Source organism: Chryseolinea soli (assembly GCF_003589925.1).
GTDB classification, from domain to species: Bacteria; Bacteroidota; Bacteroidia; order Cytophagales; family Cyclobacteriaceae; genus Chryseolinea; species Chryseolinea soli.
Window position 1 is genome coordinate 4394271 of record NZ_CP032382.1, and the last position, 17114, is coordinate 4411384.

A 17114-nucleotide genomic window follows, 5' to 3' on the forward strand; every position below is an offset into this window, starting at 1 on the left:
AGGGATACTGCAACAGGTTTCGAGGGCATTGCAATATGTTTTGGGCGCCATGCAATAGTAGAAATGAATTATGCAATTCGTTTGGAGCATCCTGCAATGTGTTTCAGGTTGGTGGCAATATGAGAACGCGAAAGACGAATGTGAATGAGAGGAATTGAAATTGCAGAAATGAAAATGCGGATCGTCTTCTTCTTAAAGGCGACATGAAAAGTAGAAACTGTAACCGTTTTGTTGGCCGCAGCAACAAACAAAAGCAGGAGAGCAACGAGTATTAAACGCGCTGCAAGGTGAAACGGGATCAATACAATGGTAAAGCCGTTAAAGACAATTGTGAAAATATTTTTTCTCGCTGCAAAAATGTGGCAACGGCATGCAAACAAGCGGACGCTAGTCGGAGGAAGGAAGATGAAGGCAAGCAAAGCGTCGCGCTGCGCTGATAAAAATAATACGACTCGTTGCCTCTGTCCTCGCCGAATGTACTTCAAGATCATCGCGTGATGTAAGGATTAGACCGCATCCTTACCCGGGCATAGCAAAAACAGCTATCGTAGAAAATATTTCAAAGCCCAACAACTTTCTTCCATGCCAAACGTTCCGCCCGTTTTGCCAACGATATTTCGTCGGTTCGTCGGCAAACGACGAAATATCGTTGGCACCACTGCAAGAATTTTGCAGCCGTGGGGCTCGGTAGGAAAGGATGAGACTATGTGGTCCTTGGAATTTGACTTGCGATCGATTGGACTGCAAATTTTTGCAGTGGTGAATACTATCTTTCTGTCGGGTCACTACAGAGGGTGCTTGAAAATTGGCCCGAAACATGTTGCCTGAAAATTTAGATCGTTGGTTATGGAATCGCATTTGTGTGAACTACAATGCCCTTTTAATGAGGTCACTTGGAAACATAAGTTTTAACAAGACTAACCATGAAAACAAAGATCATATATTGGAAAGTACCGATCGATCCCGCGCGCGAGAGGATCCGTCTCAACGAGGTAGCCTGGTACTGTGAAGAAGACAGTGGCGAAGAGGAAGCGATGGAAGTTGCCGTGACGCGGCTAAGGAACCTTGATCGAGCCAAGTTCCGGGCTATGATAAAAACCATTACTTTTCGCGAAGTCCCCGCCGACTTCACGCGCAAGAGAATCTACTTGAACGAAGTAGCCTGGTACTATGAGGACGACCCGCGCGGAAAAGAAGAGCTGGAAGCGATGCTCGCGATTTTAAAGAACATTGATTTCTCCAAGCTCGAGGAAAAAAATAAGAAGGCGTCATAAAGCCATTTGTCTGTCTTCTTCGTTGAAGGTGGACCACAAACGAACACCCACCTCCATAACCCGCGTCAGCGGGTTCCCCATCATATGACAGGGGACCCGCTGACGCGGATTTGAGGAACTACACCAGCCAGAGACTTTTGAACTGCACCAGTTCGGTGTAGAGCAGGGCGGCTTCGCGCACGATTGATTGGCGGTCGGACGTGAGGGCCTGCGTGTGTTTATCGAGCAATTGCACGTAGAGATCGATGACGGGGTCGCTCAGGTCATAGCCCAGGTAGGTGAGGATGAGCGGGCTTAGTTCGAGCTGGTAGTGCGAGTTGTTTTCCAACCCCAGGGCGTGCAGATCGGTGAAGAAGCGGTTCATTTTTAGTTCTTCTTTGAGGAGGTAGAGGAGGAGTTCGGTGTCGGTGGGGGGTGTTATTGGGGAAGTGTTCATAGGTTAGCGTTTAGTGGCCAACAATTATTAATGATGATATTCGAATTGCATTTCATTACATTAATGAATAATGTTGAGTAATTATAATTATATTTAAATATAAAACAATTACATTAAATGTAAAATATATTACAAAATAACTTTTTCGATATTGGATTTGAATTGAAATAATTGAGAATCCTGTGGCGAAACTGAAATTGAACAGAATTAAGATCATTCTTTTGGAACGTGATAAGACCAGTCGCGACCTGGCGAATCATCTGGACGTTACGGAGACGACTGTTTCGCGCTGGTGTACCAATGATGTCCAGCCTTCGATTGAGACGTTGTATGAGATTTCGAAGTATTTGAAGGTGGATTTGAGGGAGCTTTTGGTTTCGACAGTTTGATTGTCGTAGTTCAGAGCACTTCTCATTAGTGCCTTTGCGTTACATTAACAATAACATATATGACAATATGCCGTTATTAATTTAGCTTATCTTTTTTCATTATTTTAGTATAAATGTTTTCCCATGGACAGACACGAGATAAAATGCATAAATAAGTCGAATAGGCAAAGTGTATATGATCGAATAGAGAACGTTGGTGGTTTAAATGGCGATGGTAGCAGATGGAGAATTTCTCAAGCTCGAGCGATTGATGGAATTGAGTCAGGAAAATGGAGTTTCTATGTTAAATATGCTAGTATAACAATTGACGTCGTAATTTCTACGCACAATGGTAACAAATACTTAAAGACAGCAAATGACGGACTGGAACCAAATAATCTTTTAAGTCTACCTGAATGTCCTTATTGAGTTAGTTGTAATGAAGCACTTTCTTAGTCTTTCAATCTAAATAATTGTCATTTGAAACTTGACGATAATCTTGGCTTTACGAAGAATCCATTTTCGAAGAGGTCATCCGAACAAGAGTTGGACTTTTTGGAAAACATTTTTTATGAGCCTAACTACTATAAAACGTTATTGAGCGATCTTTCAGGCGGTGACAGCCGTTTTATAATTGGCCAACGCGGACACGGGAAATCCTCTGTAATCAATAAACTTGTCGAAGATCTTGAGAGGGAACCGAGGTCTTTTGTAATTAAGATTGATAGATTCGAAACGATTCCTGCAAAAAAAAATGAGACAGCTTTTCTGATCTTAATACTTAAAACTTTAATTACGAAGCTTTCAATTTTTCTTGACAAGAATAGACATTTGGTTAAAGGACTTACGCAAGTTGAGAAGGAAAAATTGACATTTTTCATTCGACTGTTTTTCAAAACTACCAGCCAAGAAGAATACAGAGCAGTTTACAATAGCATACATAAAGTTAGAATCAAAAATTTCATAATTCGTATTTTTAATAAGTGGGGTCTGATTCCAGCTAACACGATAGCCTCTGCTGCAGTTTCAATCACATCAAATCTTATCAGGCAAGCCTTGGGGCTTGATAATTTACAGGCAAAAAATGTTTATACTGAATATTTTGGAGCCATGACAGAGGTGAACTTTGACTCCCTTGACATCGACAAACAAGATTGTTCAAAGGATAGTTTAAAGCAAATGTTGGATGAGGTTCTCTCCATTTTTAGGAGCCTGGGCTTTAATACAACAATAGTTTTATTTGATAAGATTGATGAATATCAGGAATTGAATCAAGACATAGTGAGAATTGGGGCTTTTACAAGCGAGATTCTGTCGGACACAGAATTGTTACTTAATGCCAAGTTAGCCATAGGTTTTAGCCTTTGGTCTGAGCTTAAGGCTGAACTAGCCGGGACTGTCAGATTTGACAAGTTCCAGATTGTTGATGTACGTTGGAAGTTCACTGATTTGGAGCCGTTGATAAATAAAAGGATAAAATACTTTTCGAATGACAAAAAGACATTGAGTGATTTGGTTCCCAATGAGAATGAGAGGAAGCAGTTGTTAGGTGTCGCAAATAAATCCCCCAGGGACTTGATTTCGCTCCTTTCGCATATTTATTTAGAACAATCAAACAATGATCAAAATGTGACTTTCTTCGATGGACGGTCCATTTCCAATGGGTTGACATCCTTTTGCGCAAATTATGATTATGATTCAATGTACCCTTCAAAGGCGGGCAGAAATAAAGAAATAAAGGCTATGATAAATAGGATTTTGGCTGTGCGCCAAATCAGATTTACAATTAAGCAACTGAATACTGCATTTAATCAAAATACTGCTCAGTCCGAAGGGCAAATTAAGCTGATGATAAATTATAAACTCATTCGGGAAGATGATATTTTGGGTCAGAACAATGCGAAGTATTATGAGGTTGTTGACCCTAAAGTTGAGCATTTAATAAAGAGGAATGTGACAAAAATTGAATGAGCCGACTATCTTTTTACAGAGATGGAGGCGCCCATTAGATAGAGGGCATTTCAATGCCGCAGACATTTCTATATAATTCTAGGGCGTAAAGATCAGTCATCCCAGACATTACATCAAGAATTGACATAACTTTTTGATATGGGGTGCATGTCTCATCAAATTTATATTGATTTGGGAGAATTCGAAGAATCTTGCGGTGTCTCGTTTGTCTTTTTTTCTCGTCGATTAATGCTGCCTCAACAAGGCCCTCAATCAGCGTTGACATTATCTTGAACCCAGCCAATTCAATTTTAACAACACTAGAATGGTTGTATATTTTTTCAATAGATGTCGCTTCAATTCGTTTTAAAATGGATTCAGCCTCTTTCACATCTTTCAATAAGGAGGAATCGAATTCACCCTTGAGTATTTCGTCTTGATTTCTTCTGAAGGCGTCTGCAGTTGCCCCAACAAGGTAATTAATTGCTTTTGCCCTTAAATATGCGATTTTCTCATTCGGATCAACTCCCAATTCATCGCAAGTTTTTTCGATATGGCTCATGTCGTCTTGTTTACTTAATTTAATTAATTCCTTGAATTCGAACTCTACGTCGTTTGTTGGGAGAATTCCGAGCCTGTGGGCATCCTCAAAGTCTATTATACTATAACAGAGATCATCAGCCGCTTCAACTAGGTAGACAAATGGATGTCTTTTATAGGATAATGGATTGTCATTTTCTTTTATCATTCCAACTTTCGCGACGATATCTAAGAACGTCGCTCTGTCATCTTGAAAAAAGCCAAACTTTGCTAGATGTTTAGGCCCTGTTTTGCCTTTACTCGCCAATGATTCACAGGGATATTTCAATAATGAGCACAAGGTGGAGTATGTTAGCCTGAATCCCCCGGGCAGCCTACCTTTGAAATTCTTAGTAACAATTCTTAAGGCATTGGCATTTCCTTCAAACGTTGTGAGATCTTTCCACTCTTCTGAGGTGAACTGCTTTTTGAATTTGGTATCCTTCTCCTTGTCGTTAAAAAACTTTGAAATTGCTTCCTCTCCGGAATGTCCAAAAGCCGGGTTACCTAGATCGTGAGCAAGGCAAGCTGACGCGATCACATTCTTTAAATGATTTCGATAAAAAGCGCGAGCCTTGTCATTCTTTTGGATTTCTGCTTTTTCACTTAGTTGTTTTCCGATAATTTTGCCAAGGGATCTTCCCACACTGGCGACTTCTAGGGAATGAGTCAATCTGTTGTGAACAAATACGTGTTCTGGTAGCGGGAAAACTTGTGTTTTATTTTGAAGCCTTCTGAATGATGAGGAGAAAATTATTCTATCGTAATCACGTTCGTACTCACTCCTCTCGCTTTGATATGCTTCACCTAGTCCAAAGCGTTGTTCACTAAAGCAATTTAACCAATTCATATTTCTTTGGTTTATTATATTAAAGCAGCCAAGCAAGTGGGATTAAAGCATTGTCCTTTGTCCACCGGTGTCCTTCGACAAAATGGATGTTCTCTATGTTGCCCCAGATATCATTGCCCGCATGCTCTAGAACGATAACCTGACACTTAGCTTTATTGTCACTGGTAAATTTTGAGAATGATTGAAATATTGCTCTAACCCGGGGTAAATCATCTGATGCGACCGTGGGTGTCTTGCCGATCTTTCTAACCATTTCTGGAAAATATGCTTGACTAGGTTGATCAAAAACGGTAAACGAGGGTACGTAATTATTTTCATCCTTAAGCTTTAGAAAATGGTCGTGTAGTGCAAGTATTGTTGAAACGTGGTAACCCATCCAATTGGAGCCGCTGCCGATCTCCCATAGATAGTCTTCGCGACCGCTTTTGGATGAAATCTTTAGTGTAAGCTCCTTTATGTTTAGTTCAGTGGGGTTGCTGTAGTTTTCAACTCTCAGTATTTCTTTATATGTATTAATTGTAATTGAAATTCGTTTTAGAGCGTCTTGAAGTCTTTTGTTAATAGCAAAATTGCCAATCTTTCCGTTAAGATTGGCAATGTCTTGGACGAGCTTATTAATCTGTTGACTCAACTGTCCATCGCCTTCTGTTTCTTTTAGGTTTTTTAAATTTTGCTCAATTCGCCCTTGATATCTATAAACATTCTCTTGGTTTTTATTTCCGCGATCTAGTTGGTCATTTTTTGAGCTTAGTTCGCGCAATTGCTTTCGAATTCTATTGAGTTGATCTTCCAAGCCATCGACTTGCCCAAGAAGTTCTGTTATCTCTTTGTCCAAAATATCCTTAGACTTGTCGATAACACTAGCTTTGAGTTTTATTTTTGTGGAAATGCTAATTAATGTTCTTATTTCTTTTGTAGCACTTTTGGTTTCGGTTCCACATAAGGGACAGCTATGTGAATCGCGAATTTTTGATTGAAGCCAGCCATTATTTATTGGCTCCAACTTTTTCAGCTGAGTTGTTAGAGCTTCCTCATATAAAGATGACGTGGAGTTGAACGTTCTTATTTGCTCTAACTTCGTTCGACGATTGTAAAGATCTTCAATTATTTCAGTTTCCTTATTTTTTAATGTGTTTATGTAGTCGAGGACTTTTTTAGTGGCGCCAATATCAACCTGAGGCGCCTTCGATGTTCTAATGTTTTCCGGGATGGTCTTTAGGAATACCAAATAGTCTTGAAGAACCCATGTTTCATCAGGCATTGGGGCTTCATTTAGCAGCCCAAATTCAATTGCGGTGATATAGTTACTTTTAATTTCGACTTCCCACGCCTTTAGGATCTTTTGACGGTCATCAAGCTCCCGTCGCTTCATTCGTAGTTCCTCTTCCAGAGCTTTTAGCCGTTTTTTTAACTCTAGAGTGGAGTTATTGATGACGCCTAACGCTAGTGGAAAAATTGTCTCCAATTTAAAACGATGTTCAATTGTGTCAGCTTTGTAAAAGAGGGTATACGGATTTGCAATAATGTGCTGTGGCTGAAAGCAAAAAGCCAAGAAGTCTTTAAAACTCGGTCTTTCTTCATAAGGTTTGATATTAGACTCGTCATCAGCGAAGTCAAGGCTTGGAAGTTTGGCTATTTGATTAAGGCGATTTACAACCTCCTTATTAGTTCGATTCTTTATGGAAATTGACTCGGGTATTTTGACCCGTTTTCCTTCATCTAGAAACATGTCGCTGGTTTGCGCTTGCTCGCCTGGTTCCCTTCGAGCAAGAAACAATTCAATTGGCCCAGTTTGTATTAATAGGGCAAACCATTCGCAATAATCTCTGATAGGACCAACCGGAATAGCGCACTTACTACTACCAAGGCAATAATCAATGATTGGGATTATTGCTGATTTTCCGGTCTGACTATCTCCCACAATCACATTGACTCTCTTTAAGTCAAAATTAACTTCTCGCTTAAGCAAAGTTTTGTTTTTTGGATAGAGAATTATTTTCTTTATTTTGAAGTTCATTAAAACTGAATATTTAGTGAAATACAGATTTCTTCGAGAGTTAGTTTTGAGAACCAGAAACCTAACAGGCTTGAAGTTTGAATTATCGAGTGATTTTCCGCGATTGTCAAATCAGGTAAGGTTAGGCGTGGACGTGGTGTAATTTCAGCGGATGCGTTATTGTAAATTAACATTCCAGTAGCAAATCCAATATTCAGTGAATTCATTGTGTTTGAGTACATATGCTCCATTCTTTTTTGAAGTCCAACTGGAATAGTTCTACAATCTGCTAATGTCTTGTAATATGACGTTAGGCGCTTTTGATTTCTGCTCAAGGCCAAATTGGATTCTTCGTTGAAAACTATTGGAAGGATGGGCATAAGAAGTGGGATCGTCGGTCCTTCAAGTTTGTCTTTAGAGTAATGGTATTCTTTTACGAAGGAAAATAGGGCGAGCGAACCTAATGCGCTATTCTGAATAATAGAGAATTCATTCATTGGATAACTGCTTTTTTAAGGACATTATTTTTGCTCTATACTCTGGATGCCATCCTACGGCAAGCTCATCCGCTAGAGCGTGATACATGCCATTGGTCAAGAAGTAGTTTGATGTTTTAAATGTTCCTATAGTGGCATTGTGGTCCATTGTCCTATAAAGTATCATTTTGCCTAATTCTTCAGAAGGGAGCGGGTTTCTCTTATTGTTAACCTTTTCAGAGTTGAAGATTATTTTCCACCTTCTAATAAGGCCTTGACCAGTATTGTGAAAATCTTGAGAGGTTAAATACCCTTTTTGGGAGATCTCTGTTTTTTTAATGGCACTACTGAGATAGTCTCTTATTGCTTCAATAATTTCCTCTTGTTCGCAATTGATAATCTTGAGTTGCTCTACATAGTGACTGTCGAGTTCGTTGTTTTGGTCATGTGCAGTTATTCTAGAGACCTCAATAGCATTACTATTAAATATTTTTTCTATTCGATTCTTAATGCAATTATTTTTCTTCCTTATGAAGGAATCTCTTTCAATAATAGCCGGTTTTTTAGCCCGCCATTGCTCAACTACTAGTTGAAATGTCCATCCATACAATTCAGCGATTATCGATTCCGGCTCATCGTCATGATTCAATTGCAAATCAGATATAAGCTTAGCTTGAAGTTCGATTCCGAACACGGAATTGCCGTCCTTATATCTAATTCGGCTTATTAATTTTTTTAATAAATCGTCGGAATTGCTTAGGACGTTATTTACTTTTTCTTTGATTGTCTCCGAAGGATTTTTTCCCGCGTTCTTTAGGGCTGCTAGACTTTTATTAATATCGTCCTCATCAATGGCCAAACCAATTTGTTCAGCTAGAGATCCAGGCTTGCTTTTATTCGTTACTAGGTAAAGAGTCGTTTTATTTAGGTCAAGTTCGTCGGCTTTGCTTGCCTCTAGCCAAATGTCCAATGTCTTCCAGAGATCAATTTTTGAAGGGTTAAATGGATATGAATCAATTGAGCTTTTGTCTTGCTCAAAAATTTTATCACCATTATTCAATGACACAACAATATCATCCTCGGTTTCAATGCCAACGTTGGCTCCTGCTTCCGCCATTGCAAGCCAGGATAGAGCCCTCTCCAATTGAAAATAGTATCCTAAGGCTTGACCTGGTGCTGTATGCGTCGACAGAACACTCATATACAATGGCTATTTTACAACTTGCAATCCTGTGGTCAAAAAAATAATCTCCTGCCAAACTGACCAATAAACGGATTAAATTAAAGATACTAATTTTCTGATTATTAGGGAACTACAATTTCTCAAGTTGATTCTCTCATCTTTTGCGTTCACTCGAGTCCAGAGCAGAATTCCCATATAAACTGCAACCACGAACAATATCCCACGTATATCTACTACAATCACGAACAATATCACCCAAAACCCATGAAAATCACCAAACTGGGCGAATTTGAAGAACTCGTACTCCTCACCGTGGCCGCCCTCCAGCAGGAAGCCTATGGCGTAGAAATCAAACGCGAGTTAGAGTCCCGCCTGGGAGAAAAGCTCAGCGTAGGCTCCATTCAATCCGCCTTAAAGCGCATGGAAGAAAAGGGTTTCCTCACCTCCGAGTTCGGCGAAGCCACAGCAAAAAGAGGAGGCAAGCGCAAACGCATTTACGCCACCACAAGCTATGCCCGCAAGGTCCTAGCCGAAATGCGCGAAGTCCGCGCCGGGCTTTGGGAAGCCATACCACAGCTGTCGCACGATCTGAAAACGATCTGAAAAGCAGACAGATTGAAGCTTGAATAGGAGAGTCCACTGACGACACCACCGCTTCCGCGGAACATAAAAACGAAATGATAACCCAGCCCAACGATATCCAGCCGCCGGAGTGGCCCCTTCGACTCTTGCGCTTTTTCCTCAGAAAGCAATACCTCGAAGAAATCGAAGGCGACATGGAAGAATGCTTCCGCGACAACCTCGAGCAGTTCTCCCCGGCAAAGGCCCGGCGTTTATATGCCTGGGAAGCCGTGAAGTTGTTGCGTCCCGCACTGCTACAGAATTTTGAGTTCTTAAGAAATCTAAACCAAGCCGCTATGTTCAAAAACTACTTTAAAATTTCCACGCGCAACATGATGAAGAGTCCTTTGAGTGCTTTCATCAATGTGTTCGGGTTGGCGGCGGCCATTGGCATTTGTGTGTTTGGGTTTGCGTTTGCGCGGTGGACGTACAGTACCGACCAGTTTCATGAACATAAGCACGAAGTGTTCCTCGCCACCTTCTTTGCCGACCGCGACGGCAGTGTGCAACAATTCGGCCGCACGCCGCGCCCGCTGGGGGAGATGCTGCGCCACGACTTTGCCCACATCAAAAAAGTGTGTCGTCTCGACGACCGCAACGTGGTGGTGAAACACGACGACAACGTCTTCCACGAACGCGTGCGCTTTGTGGACCCCGAGTTCCTCGACATGTTCACCTTCCCGCTCAAGTGGGGCACACCCGGCTCGCTGGCCGATGTGAACAGCATCGTGCTGAGCGAAGAGGCGGCCATCAAATATTTTGGCGAGACCAACCCCATCGGCCAGAACATGGTGGTGATCTTTGGCAAGAATGTGAGCAAGGCTTTTAAAGTGACCGGCGTGGCCGCCAAGTTTCCCGTGTCGCGTTCCTTCGGCTTCGACTTCCTGGTGAACTTCGAAAATTTAAAGACGGCCGAGCCGGGCTATGACCTGCAGGATTGGAAGGCGTTTGTCAACGCCACGTTCGTCCAGCTCGACAACCCGGCCGATGCGGCGCTGTTGCGCCAGGGCATGGAGAAATATCGCCACGTCCAAAATGAGGCGGTGCAAAAAGAATGGGCCATCACCGCGTTTGGCCTCGAGCCGCTGGCCACGCTGCACGAAACTTCCGAAGACATTCGCGATGATATTGCGCACAGTTCCGAAAGCAACTATGCCTCCATCGTCTACATGGCCGTTGTGGCACTGGCCATGTTGTTGCTGGCGTGTTTCAACTACATCAACATCGCCATTGTGTCGGCGGCCAAGCGGTTGAAAGAGATCGGCATCCGCAAATCCATCGGCGCCGCCCGCAGCCGGGTGATCGTTCAGTTCCTGACGGAGAACATCTTCATCACCGCCTTTGCGTTGGTGGTGGGGGTGGCGTTGGGCACGTTCCTGTTCATTCCCTGGTTTGAAGGGCTGTTCGATTTCAGCATGGGCTTCAAGCTGAACGATCCCCAGCTGTGGATCTACCTGCCGGCGATCTTGTTGTTCACGGGCATCCTGTCGGGGCTTTATCCTGCTTTTTATATTTCGAAATTTCAAGTAGTGAGCATCCTGAAGGGATCGGTAAAGTTCGGGCAGAGCAACCCGCTCACGAAGGGGCTGTTGGTGTTCCAATTGATCCTGGCCTGCGTGCTGGTCACCGGCGGCATCACCTTCACGCGCAACTCCGACTTCCTGGCCAAGCGCAGCTGGGGCTACGAGCCGGCCCGCGTCGTCTACGCTGAAGTGCCCGACGGTGCAGCGTTCGAGCAACTGAATGCGGCCCTGTTGCAAAATCCAAATGTGGTGTTGATCGCTGGGTCAACGCACCAGTTGGGCAAGCGCCACACCACTACGGTGCTGCACCTGACCGATCGCGAGTATGAAGTAGAGCACTATGCGGTGGACGCCAACTATTTTGAAACGATGGGCCTGCCGTTCGAAGCCGGCCGTGGGTTTCATCACGAAGAGGGAAGCGATAAACACGCTGTGGTGGTGAACGAACTTATGGTGAAGAACATGGCCTGGGGCAATCCGATAGGGGAGACGTTCAAGATCGACACGGTGGAGTATGCGGTGGTGGGTGTGTTGAAGGATTTTCATAGCTACAGTTTCTCGCGCCCGTTGCGACCGACGATCTTTAGTGTGGCGCCAAAAGCGGAGTTCCATTATATGTCGATAAAGGCGCAACAAGGTTCAGAGCTGCAAACGCTCAAGGCGCTGCAAGGGCAATGGGCGAAGCTCTTTCCGGAAACGCCGTTTCAGGGTGGTCACCAGGAAGATGTGTGGGGATTTTATTTTCAGGAGATCGGCATCCATGGGAAAGTGTGGCGGGCGTTTGCTACCATCGCGGTGCTGTTGGCCAGCTTGGGGTTGTATGGGTTGATCACGCTCAACGTGGCGGGCCGTGCGAAGGAGTTTAGCATCCGGAAAGTGTTGGGTGCCGGGGCGAAGAACATTACGGTGAAGATCGCGGATCAGTATGTGGTTTTGTTTGTGGTGGCGTTGGTTTTGGGTGCTCCTGTGAGTTATGTGTTGATGAAGATGGTGATGAATATGGCTTATGCGGTGCATATGCCGATTGATTATTCGAGTGTGATGATCTCGGTGGTTATTTTGATTTTTGTTTTGGCGGCGACGGTGTCTACGCAGATCCGGAAGGTGGTGAAGACTAGTCCGGTGCAGGGGTTGAAGACGGAGTAGGGGAGGAAAATTCATTTTGAACCGCCCCGCTTTCGCTAAAGCTTCAGCGGGCACAGAAAGGCGAAAAAGAGGGCAAAATCAACGCAAAGAAATTATCGGTATTGGCTTTGTGTCAGGTTTGCTTGCTTGCCCGCCGAAGCTTCAGCGAAGGAGGGCGGTTAAACCCTTGACAGCCCGACGCCGCAAAATGGAAACTATTTATAAAATGGATCAGGAAACCGCACGATATATCGTCACTTACTTCTCCAAATTGTTAACCGACCTGGAGCGCCAGGCCATCCGGCACACGCGTTCCAATATAAAGCTCGAGGATATAGACCTTGATGATCCTTTGATGCGCGCCTATAAAAGGAACGGTTGGCTCTACGATGACCCGGGGGTGTTGGATTTGCTGAAGCATGGCTATGATGCATTTGAGATAACCGCTGCCAACAGAATTTTATCGGAGCAACGCGACAAGGTATTTTTCAATAACTGTCCGAAATGTGGGAAGCTAGCCAGAACGCCGCAAGCAAAACAGTGCCGGCATTGTGGGTGGTCGTGGCATGGGTAGAGGAAAATGACGGATTATGAAAAAAGAGAAAACGTTTGGATTCAAAGTAAGCATTACACGTTTTGCAATTGACTGGAATCCTGGATTTGTCGAATGTAGATTCACGGATGCGTGGGGCAAGGAATTTATATTTGTAGAGAAAGTGCCAGTAGTCACGCTCGAGTATTTAACTGCGCAGAGCGATTACCCAAAAGACGGCGTTATTGCTTGCGAGGTGATCGATGCATGGACGGACCCGCAGGGAAGAAAGCTATTGACCGTAGACACTGAAAAGCCATGGTATATTGAGACTGTCGACGGTCTGCAACAATTCGACATAGAAGAGAAGGATTTAATCGAAATCTAGACTAGAGAAAATATTTTTCGTCCCGTAAAGAGGTGCCGGCATGCTCCAATCCGAGAGATGGATTGGTTGAAGATGGAATAGGGGATCTAGGGATTTGCATGTAACTTACTCCTAAACCCCCTCAAAAGATGAAGCACCTCATTTTACTCCCGCTATTTTCTCTACTGGCGCAGTTATCAAATGCACAGTGCGATTTTGCCGACACATTCAAAGCCCAACTGATCGAAGACTGGAAGCAAGCCAAGGTGCTTACCGTTGAGTACCTGCAGATCATGCCGGCTGACAAATATAGTTTCAAGGCGGAGAGTAGCATACGCAGCTTTGCTCAGCAGATGTTGCACCTGGCGCAGGTCAATGTCGCGATGGCGTCCCTCGGTACAGGTGCCCCGCGACCCTTCCCAAGATCGAGACGTTTGGAGAAAAGCCCGGGAGCCCAGGCAAAGGATTCGGTTTTGTATTTTGTAAACGTCAGTTATGACTATGTCATCCATGCCCTAGAAACGATGGATGCGTCGAAACTGGAAGAGAAAGTAAAAGAGCGCGACAAGGAAGAAACAAGGTTTGCCTGGTTGTTGAAAGCTTTCACGCACCAAACGCATCACCGCGGACAGACGGCGATTTATATTCGCCTTGCCGGAATAAAACCACCCAACTGGGTTGAATAGCATTGTCAAGCAGGCCGGGATGGCCAGGGGATAGGCAAAAGCGGTATGCTTTTTGTTTTGGTAGAAGGGATTTTGCAAGTGGCCTCACTTGCGAACGTTGTTTTAAAACTAACCTAACCCCTATACCTCCCATGAAAGCCATTCTGTTTTGTACTGCCCTCACCACGATGTTCTTTCAACACGGCTACGCACAGCTTAAGCGCGGAAGTTTTGTGACCGGTGCGACAGTCTATCCCCTTGTACGCCATTGGACCGACGGCACCGTAGAAGTAAAAAGCTACCAGGTCAACGTTACTCCCGGTGTTTCTTATTTTGTGAAGGACAAACTGGCCGTGGGTCTGGTGGCGCCGTGGACGTATGTGCACCATAAACATCCGGATCGTTCCATGTCGATGGAAACATACGCGGTCGGGCCGGCCGTGCGCTACTATTTTCCTTTTGGCCATTGGGCTGTTTTTCCCATGGCCAGTCATACCTATGGCCGGCAGACGCGGAAATATATCGATACATTCAGTACGACCAGCACCTTGAAAGGAAACATCAGAACCTTCGCGGCGGGCTTGGGCATCACCTATTTCATAACCCGGCATGTGGGCGTGGAAGCTATGTTGGGCTATGAGAAGATGAAGGTGACCTGGAAAGATGGAGCAGACGTTCCATACGATAAATCGAACATTACATTGAACGCTGGGGTGCAGGTGTATTTTTCTAAGAAGTAAGTCAGGTTTTTTGTGGTATAATGCAGGAAGGGTTGAAATAAAGAGCGCCTCGGTAGGAGTTAGCGATTTTTATGTTTTCTTTGTAAAGGAGCCGTTGAATGTGATTTTGGTTGGCGTGTATTTGCCCGGTTGGCTTCCTGACTACTGACCCTTACTCTCCCTATGAAGACGCGCAAGCTTTCCCCGATCATCGTGATCTTAGTAGCCGCCTGGCTGCAGATGTGTTTTACAACGACTGTCAACGGCCAGGTTTGGAAACAGTACGACGGCGTGTTTGCAGGCGGTATCGCTAATTTTGCCCGTTATGGCGATGTACAGTTTGCCAGCTCCCACAACAACGGCGTCTATAAATCCACCGACGGCGGCGCAACGTGGTCTGTTGCATTTCCCGACATTCAAAACGCCGCCCTGTATGTCACCGACACGGCGTTGCTCATTGGAGGGAGTGCGGTATACAGCTACAACGATGTCCGGAAAACACTTGTACAAGTGGGCCAGTCGTTGCCGGGTGCTGTGAAGGATTTTGACCAGGTGCATGGAAAGTTGTTTGCGGTATCAAGCGCGGGTGTGTATCAATACGATGCGGCGTTAAAAGTATGGGTTGCAAAAAATAACGGCATTACCGACTACGACACCTATTTTACAAACGATCTGGCCAGCGTCGACGGCGCGTTATTCTGTAGTATGCAGACCTATGGCATGTATAAAAGTATCGATGACGGCGAAAGCTGGACGGCGATCTATCCGGGGTCGGGCTTCTTTCAATTGCTCTGTGTGAAGGAACATAACGGCTCCTTGTTTTGCGCGGGGATGTATAACCTGTTTATCTCCCCCGACAAAGGCGTGTCGTGGACGGACGCCATTCATGACCTGGTGGGCGCCAGTGCGATCATATCGAAGATCGAGTTCATTGACAACACCCTATTTGTTGCCTCCACGGCGGGTACTTATAAACTGAACGACGGCGAGACCTCATGGACCAAGATCGATGATCACGTCTACGAAGCCTTTCACTATGACGGAACGAACCTCTTTGCTTCCGACGACCGTGGCCTCTACCGGTGGAACGACGGCGGGAAAACTTTTGTGCTCTCCAACCACGGCGTTACTACGGCGACCGTGAACGACGTTATACTCTTTAACAACAAACTATATGCTGCTGCGGATGGAGGGCTATACTTCCGCGCGCCAGGCCAAAGTGAGTGGACACTTGCACCGGAGTTGGACGGGAAGATTGTGATGACGTTCGAAAAGAAAGGCGACCGCCTGTTTGCCGGCACATCGCGGGGCCTGTATTTTACATCTGCCGGTGCCGCGTATTGGACCCTGGCCGACCAGGGAATTAATCCTTCCTATCGCATTTGGAAGCTCGACGCCAACGCCGACGCTGTCTTCGCTGCGACCGATGGCGGCGTCTTTGCCACATACGACAACGGCGATCATTGGAAGTGGCTGGACAATTCTGATGTGAACGATTACCAGATGCGCAACCTGGCCGCTAACGACACGATGTTGGTCGCCGTCAATATCAGAGGGCTATATAAGATTCGTTCCGATTCCACGGACTGGGAACGTGTGGATTTTCTTTATGGAAAAGACATTTCCTCGGTCAGCATCGTGGAGGGCGAAATATATGCCACGGTGAAGGACGTGGCGGTTTACCGGTCTTCGGATTATGGCGCGACCTGGACGCCGCTGGCCATGGATGCCACCACCGGAATGGATCTGCTGAAGCGGGGCGATCACCTGTACAGGGTCGCCAACACAACGGCCTTCTATTCACCAGATGGACGCGACGTGTGGGATGGCGCCTCCGAGAAGAATATTCCCGAGGCCACCGTCCTGAACTGTATCCGCGAAGGGGACGACGGTTTCTATGTGGGCACTACGGGCAAAAGCATTTGGTTCCGGCCGTATTTGTCCAACACCGACATCACTTCGCCGGTGTATGAGATCGGCGACAGTCTGATTTACGACGTCCCCGCGAACACCACCCTTCAGCATTTTAAGTCGAACATAACGCTGGGCTACGGCACGTCTTTTCAATTTTTGAAAGCAGGCCATCCGGCAGGAGGGATCACGGAGACGACCCTGGTCGAGGAGAACGACAAGATCAAAGTCATAGCCGAGGATGCCCTGCATGTGAGAACACTACGCATCGCCGAAAAACCGGTGACGGCAACCGAAAACGCGGAGCACACCTTCGTGGAAATTTATCCTGTTCCCACCAAAGGCATTTTGTTTGTGAAGAGTCCCCAGCCTATCCGTTCATGCCACGTATCAAACACGGTTGGAGAAAATGTTCTGACTCCCACGCTCCAAAACAACACCCTCGACGTCTCGACCTTATCCGGGGGACTTTATTTTTTAACCATAGTTGATCAAACGAATAGAAAACAGATGTTGAGATTTGTGAAGGATTGACAGAA

General features: G+C 45.1%; 17 protein-coding genes. 11 read left to right on the plus strand and 6 right to left on the minus strand.

Translation table 11 applies throughout. The features are described from left to right. Positions 1 to 68: 68 nt before the first annotated feature. Positions 69 to 491: a hypothetical protein gene (locus D4L85_RS18840; protein WP_119755758.1), complete on the minus strand. Its 423-nt coding sequence runs from the start codon at positions 489 to 491 to the stop codon at positions 69 to 71. 432 nt (positions 492 to 923) lie between these two features. Here D4L85_RS18840 and D4L85_RS18845 point away from each other — a divergent pair, with 432 nt between their 5' ends. Then, entirely contained in the window at positions 924 to 1274 is a 351-nt protein-coding gene (locus D4L85_RS18845) for a hypothetical protein (protein ID WP_119755759.1), read from the plus strand. Positions 1275 to 1392: 118 nt separating this feature from the next. Here the strand turns inward: D4L85_RS18845 and D4L85_RS18850 are convergent, their stop codons facing one another. Beyond that, on the minus strand, positions 1393 to 1710 hold the full coding sequence (locus tag D4L85_RS18850) for a hypothetical protein (RefSeq protein ID WP_119755760.1): 318 nt from the start codon (positions 1708 to 1710) through the stop codon (positions 1393 to 1395). Positions 1711 to 1892: 182 nt separating this feature from the next. Here D4L85_RS18850 and D4L85_RS18855 point away from each other — a divergent pair, with 182 nt between their 5' ends. The 3 genes from D4L85_RS18855 to D4L85_RS18865 all read left to right on the plus strand — a co-directional run bounded on the left by D4L85_RS18855 (position 1893) and on the right by D4L85_RS18865 (position 4049). Then, a complete protein-coding gene (locus tag D4L85_RS18855) occupies positions 1893 to 2099 on the plus strand; it encodes a helix-turn-helix transcriptional regulator (RefSeq protein ID WP_119755761.1) in 207 nt (68 codons plus the stop codon). A gap of 123 nt (positions 2100 to 2222) precedes the next feature. Beyond that, the gene (locus D4L85_RS35140) at positions 2223 to 2507 is read left to right on the plus strand and encodes a DUF3892 domain-containing protein (RefSeq protein ID WP_119755762.1); all 285 of its coding nucleotides are present in this window, start codon (positions 2223 to 2225) and stop codon (positions 2505 to 2507) included. A gap of 51 nt (positions 2508 to 2558) precedes the next feature. Beyond that, positions 2559 to 4049 carry a hypothetical protein gene (locus D4L85_RS18865; RefSeq protein ID WP_119755763.1) on the plus strand — a complete coding sequence of 497 codons (1491 nt, stop codon included), beginning with the start codon at positions 2559 to 2561 and terminating at the stop codon, positions 4047 to 4049. A gap of 34 nt (positions 4050 to 4083) precedes the next feature. On the opposite strand, the gene dgt is transcribed toward D4L85_RS18865, so the two are convergent. From dgt to D4L85_RS18885, 4 genes are read right to left on the minus strand one after another with little or no spacing between them, the layout of a single operon-like run. Then, positions 4084 to 5457, minus strand: coding sequence for a dGTP triphosphohydrolase (gene dgt, locus D4L85_RS18870; protein WP_119755764.1), 1374 nt, complete (start codon positions 5455 to 5457; stop codon positions 4084 to 4086). 19 nt (positions 5458 to 5476) lie between these two features. Further along, positions 5477 to 7474 carry a DUF3732 domain-containing protein gene (locus D4L85_RS18875; RefSeq protein WP_119755765.1) on the minus strand — a complete coding sequence of 666 codons (1998 nt, stop codon included), beginning with the start codon at positions 7472 to 7474 and terminating at the stop codon, positions 5477 to 5479. Further along, positions 7474 to 7950 carry a three component ABC system middle component gene (locus tag D4L85_RS18880; protein ID WP_119755766.1) on the minus strand — a complete coding sequence of 159 codons (477 nt, stop codon included), beginning with the start codon at positions 7948 to 7950 and terminating at the stop codon, positions 7474 to 7476. Before D4L85_RS18880 ends, D4L85_RS18875 begins: the two co-directional genes overlap by 1 nt. Next, entirely contained in the window at positions 7943 to 9130 is a 1188-nt protein-coding gene (locus tag D4L85_RS18885; protein WP_160143832.1) for an ABC-three component system protein, read from the minus strand. Before D4L85_RS18885 ends, D4L85_RS18880 begins: the two co-directional genes overlap by 8 nt. A 246-nt stretch (positions 9131 to 9376) precedes the next feature. Here D4L85_RS18885 and D4L85_RS18890 point away from each other — a divergent pair, with 246 nt between their 5' ends. The 7 genes from D4L85_RS18890 to D4L85_RS18920 all read left to right on the plus strand — a co-directional run bounded on the left by D4L85_RS18890 (position 9377) and on the right by D4L85_RS18920 (position 17109). Beyond that, positions 9377 to 9715, plus strand: a complete 339-nt coding sequence (locus D4L85_RS18890) for a PadR family transcriptional regulator (protein WP_119755768.1) — start codon at positions 9377 to 9379, stop codon at positions 9713 to 9715. A gap of 74 nt (positions 9716 to 9789) precedes the next feature. Then, on the plus strand, positions 9790 to 12402 hold the full coding sequence (locus D4L85_RS18895) for an ABC transporter permease (RefSeq protein WP_119755769.1): 2613 nt from the start codon (positions 9790 to 9792) through the stop codon (positions 12400 to 12402). Positions 12403 to 12418: 16 nt separating this feature from the next. Then, positions 12419 to 12955: a hypothetical protein gene (locus D4L85_RS34810; protein ID WP_228450529.1), complete on the plus strand. Its 537-nt coding sequence runs from the start codon at positions 12419 to 12421 to the stop codon at positions 12953 to 12955. A 16-nt stretch (positions 12956 to 12971) separates the two neighbouring features. Then, the gene (locus D4L85_RS18905; RefSeq protein ID WP_119755770.1) at positions 12972 to 13301 is read left to right on the plus strand and encodes a hypothetical protein; all 330 of its coding nucleotides are present in this window, start codon (positions 12972 to 12974) and stop codon (positions 13299 to 13301) included. A gap of 128 nt (positions 13302 to 13429) precedes the next feature. Further along, positions 13430 to 13966, plus strand: coding sequence for a DinB family protein (locus tag D4L85_RS18910; protein WP_119755771.1), 537 nt, complete (start codon positions 13430 to 13432; stop codon positions 13964 to 13966). A gap of 131 nt (positions 13967 to 14097) precedes the next feature. After that, positions 14098 to 14685 carry an outer membrane beta-barrel protein gene (locus D4L85_RS18915; protein ID WP_119755772.1) on the plus strand — a complete coding sequence of 196 codons (588 nt, stop codon included), beginning with the start codon at positions 14098 to 14100 and terminating at the stop codon, positions 14683 to 14685. Positions 14686 to 14847: 162 nt separating this feature from the next. Next, positions 14848 to 17109, plus strand: coding sequence for a T9SS type A sorting domain-containing protein (locus D4L85_RS18920; RefSeq protein ID WP_119755773.1), 2262 nt, complete (start codon positions 14848 to 14850; stop codon positions 17107 to 17109). Positions 17110 to 17114 lie beyond the last annotated feature (5 nt).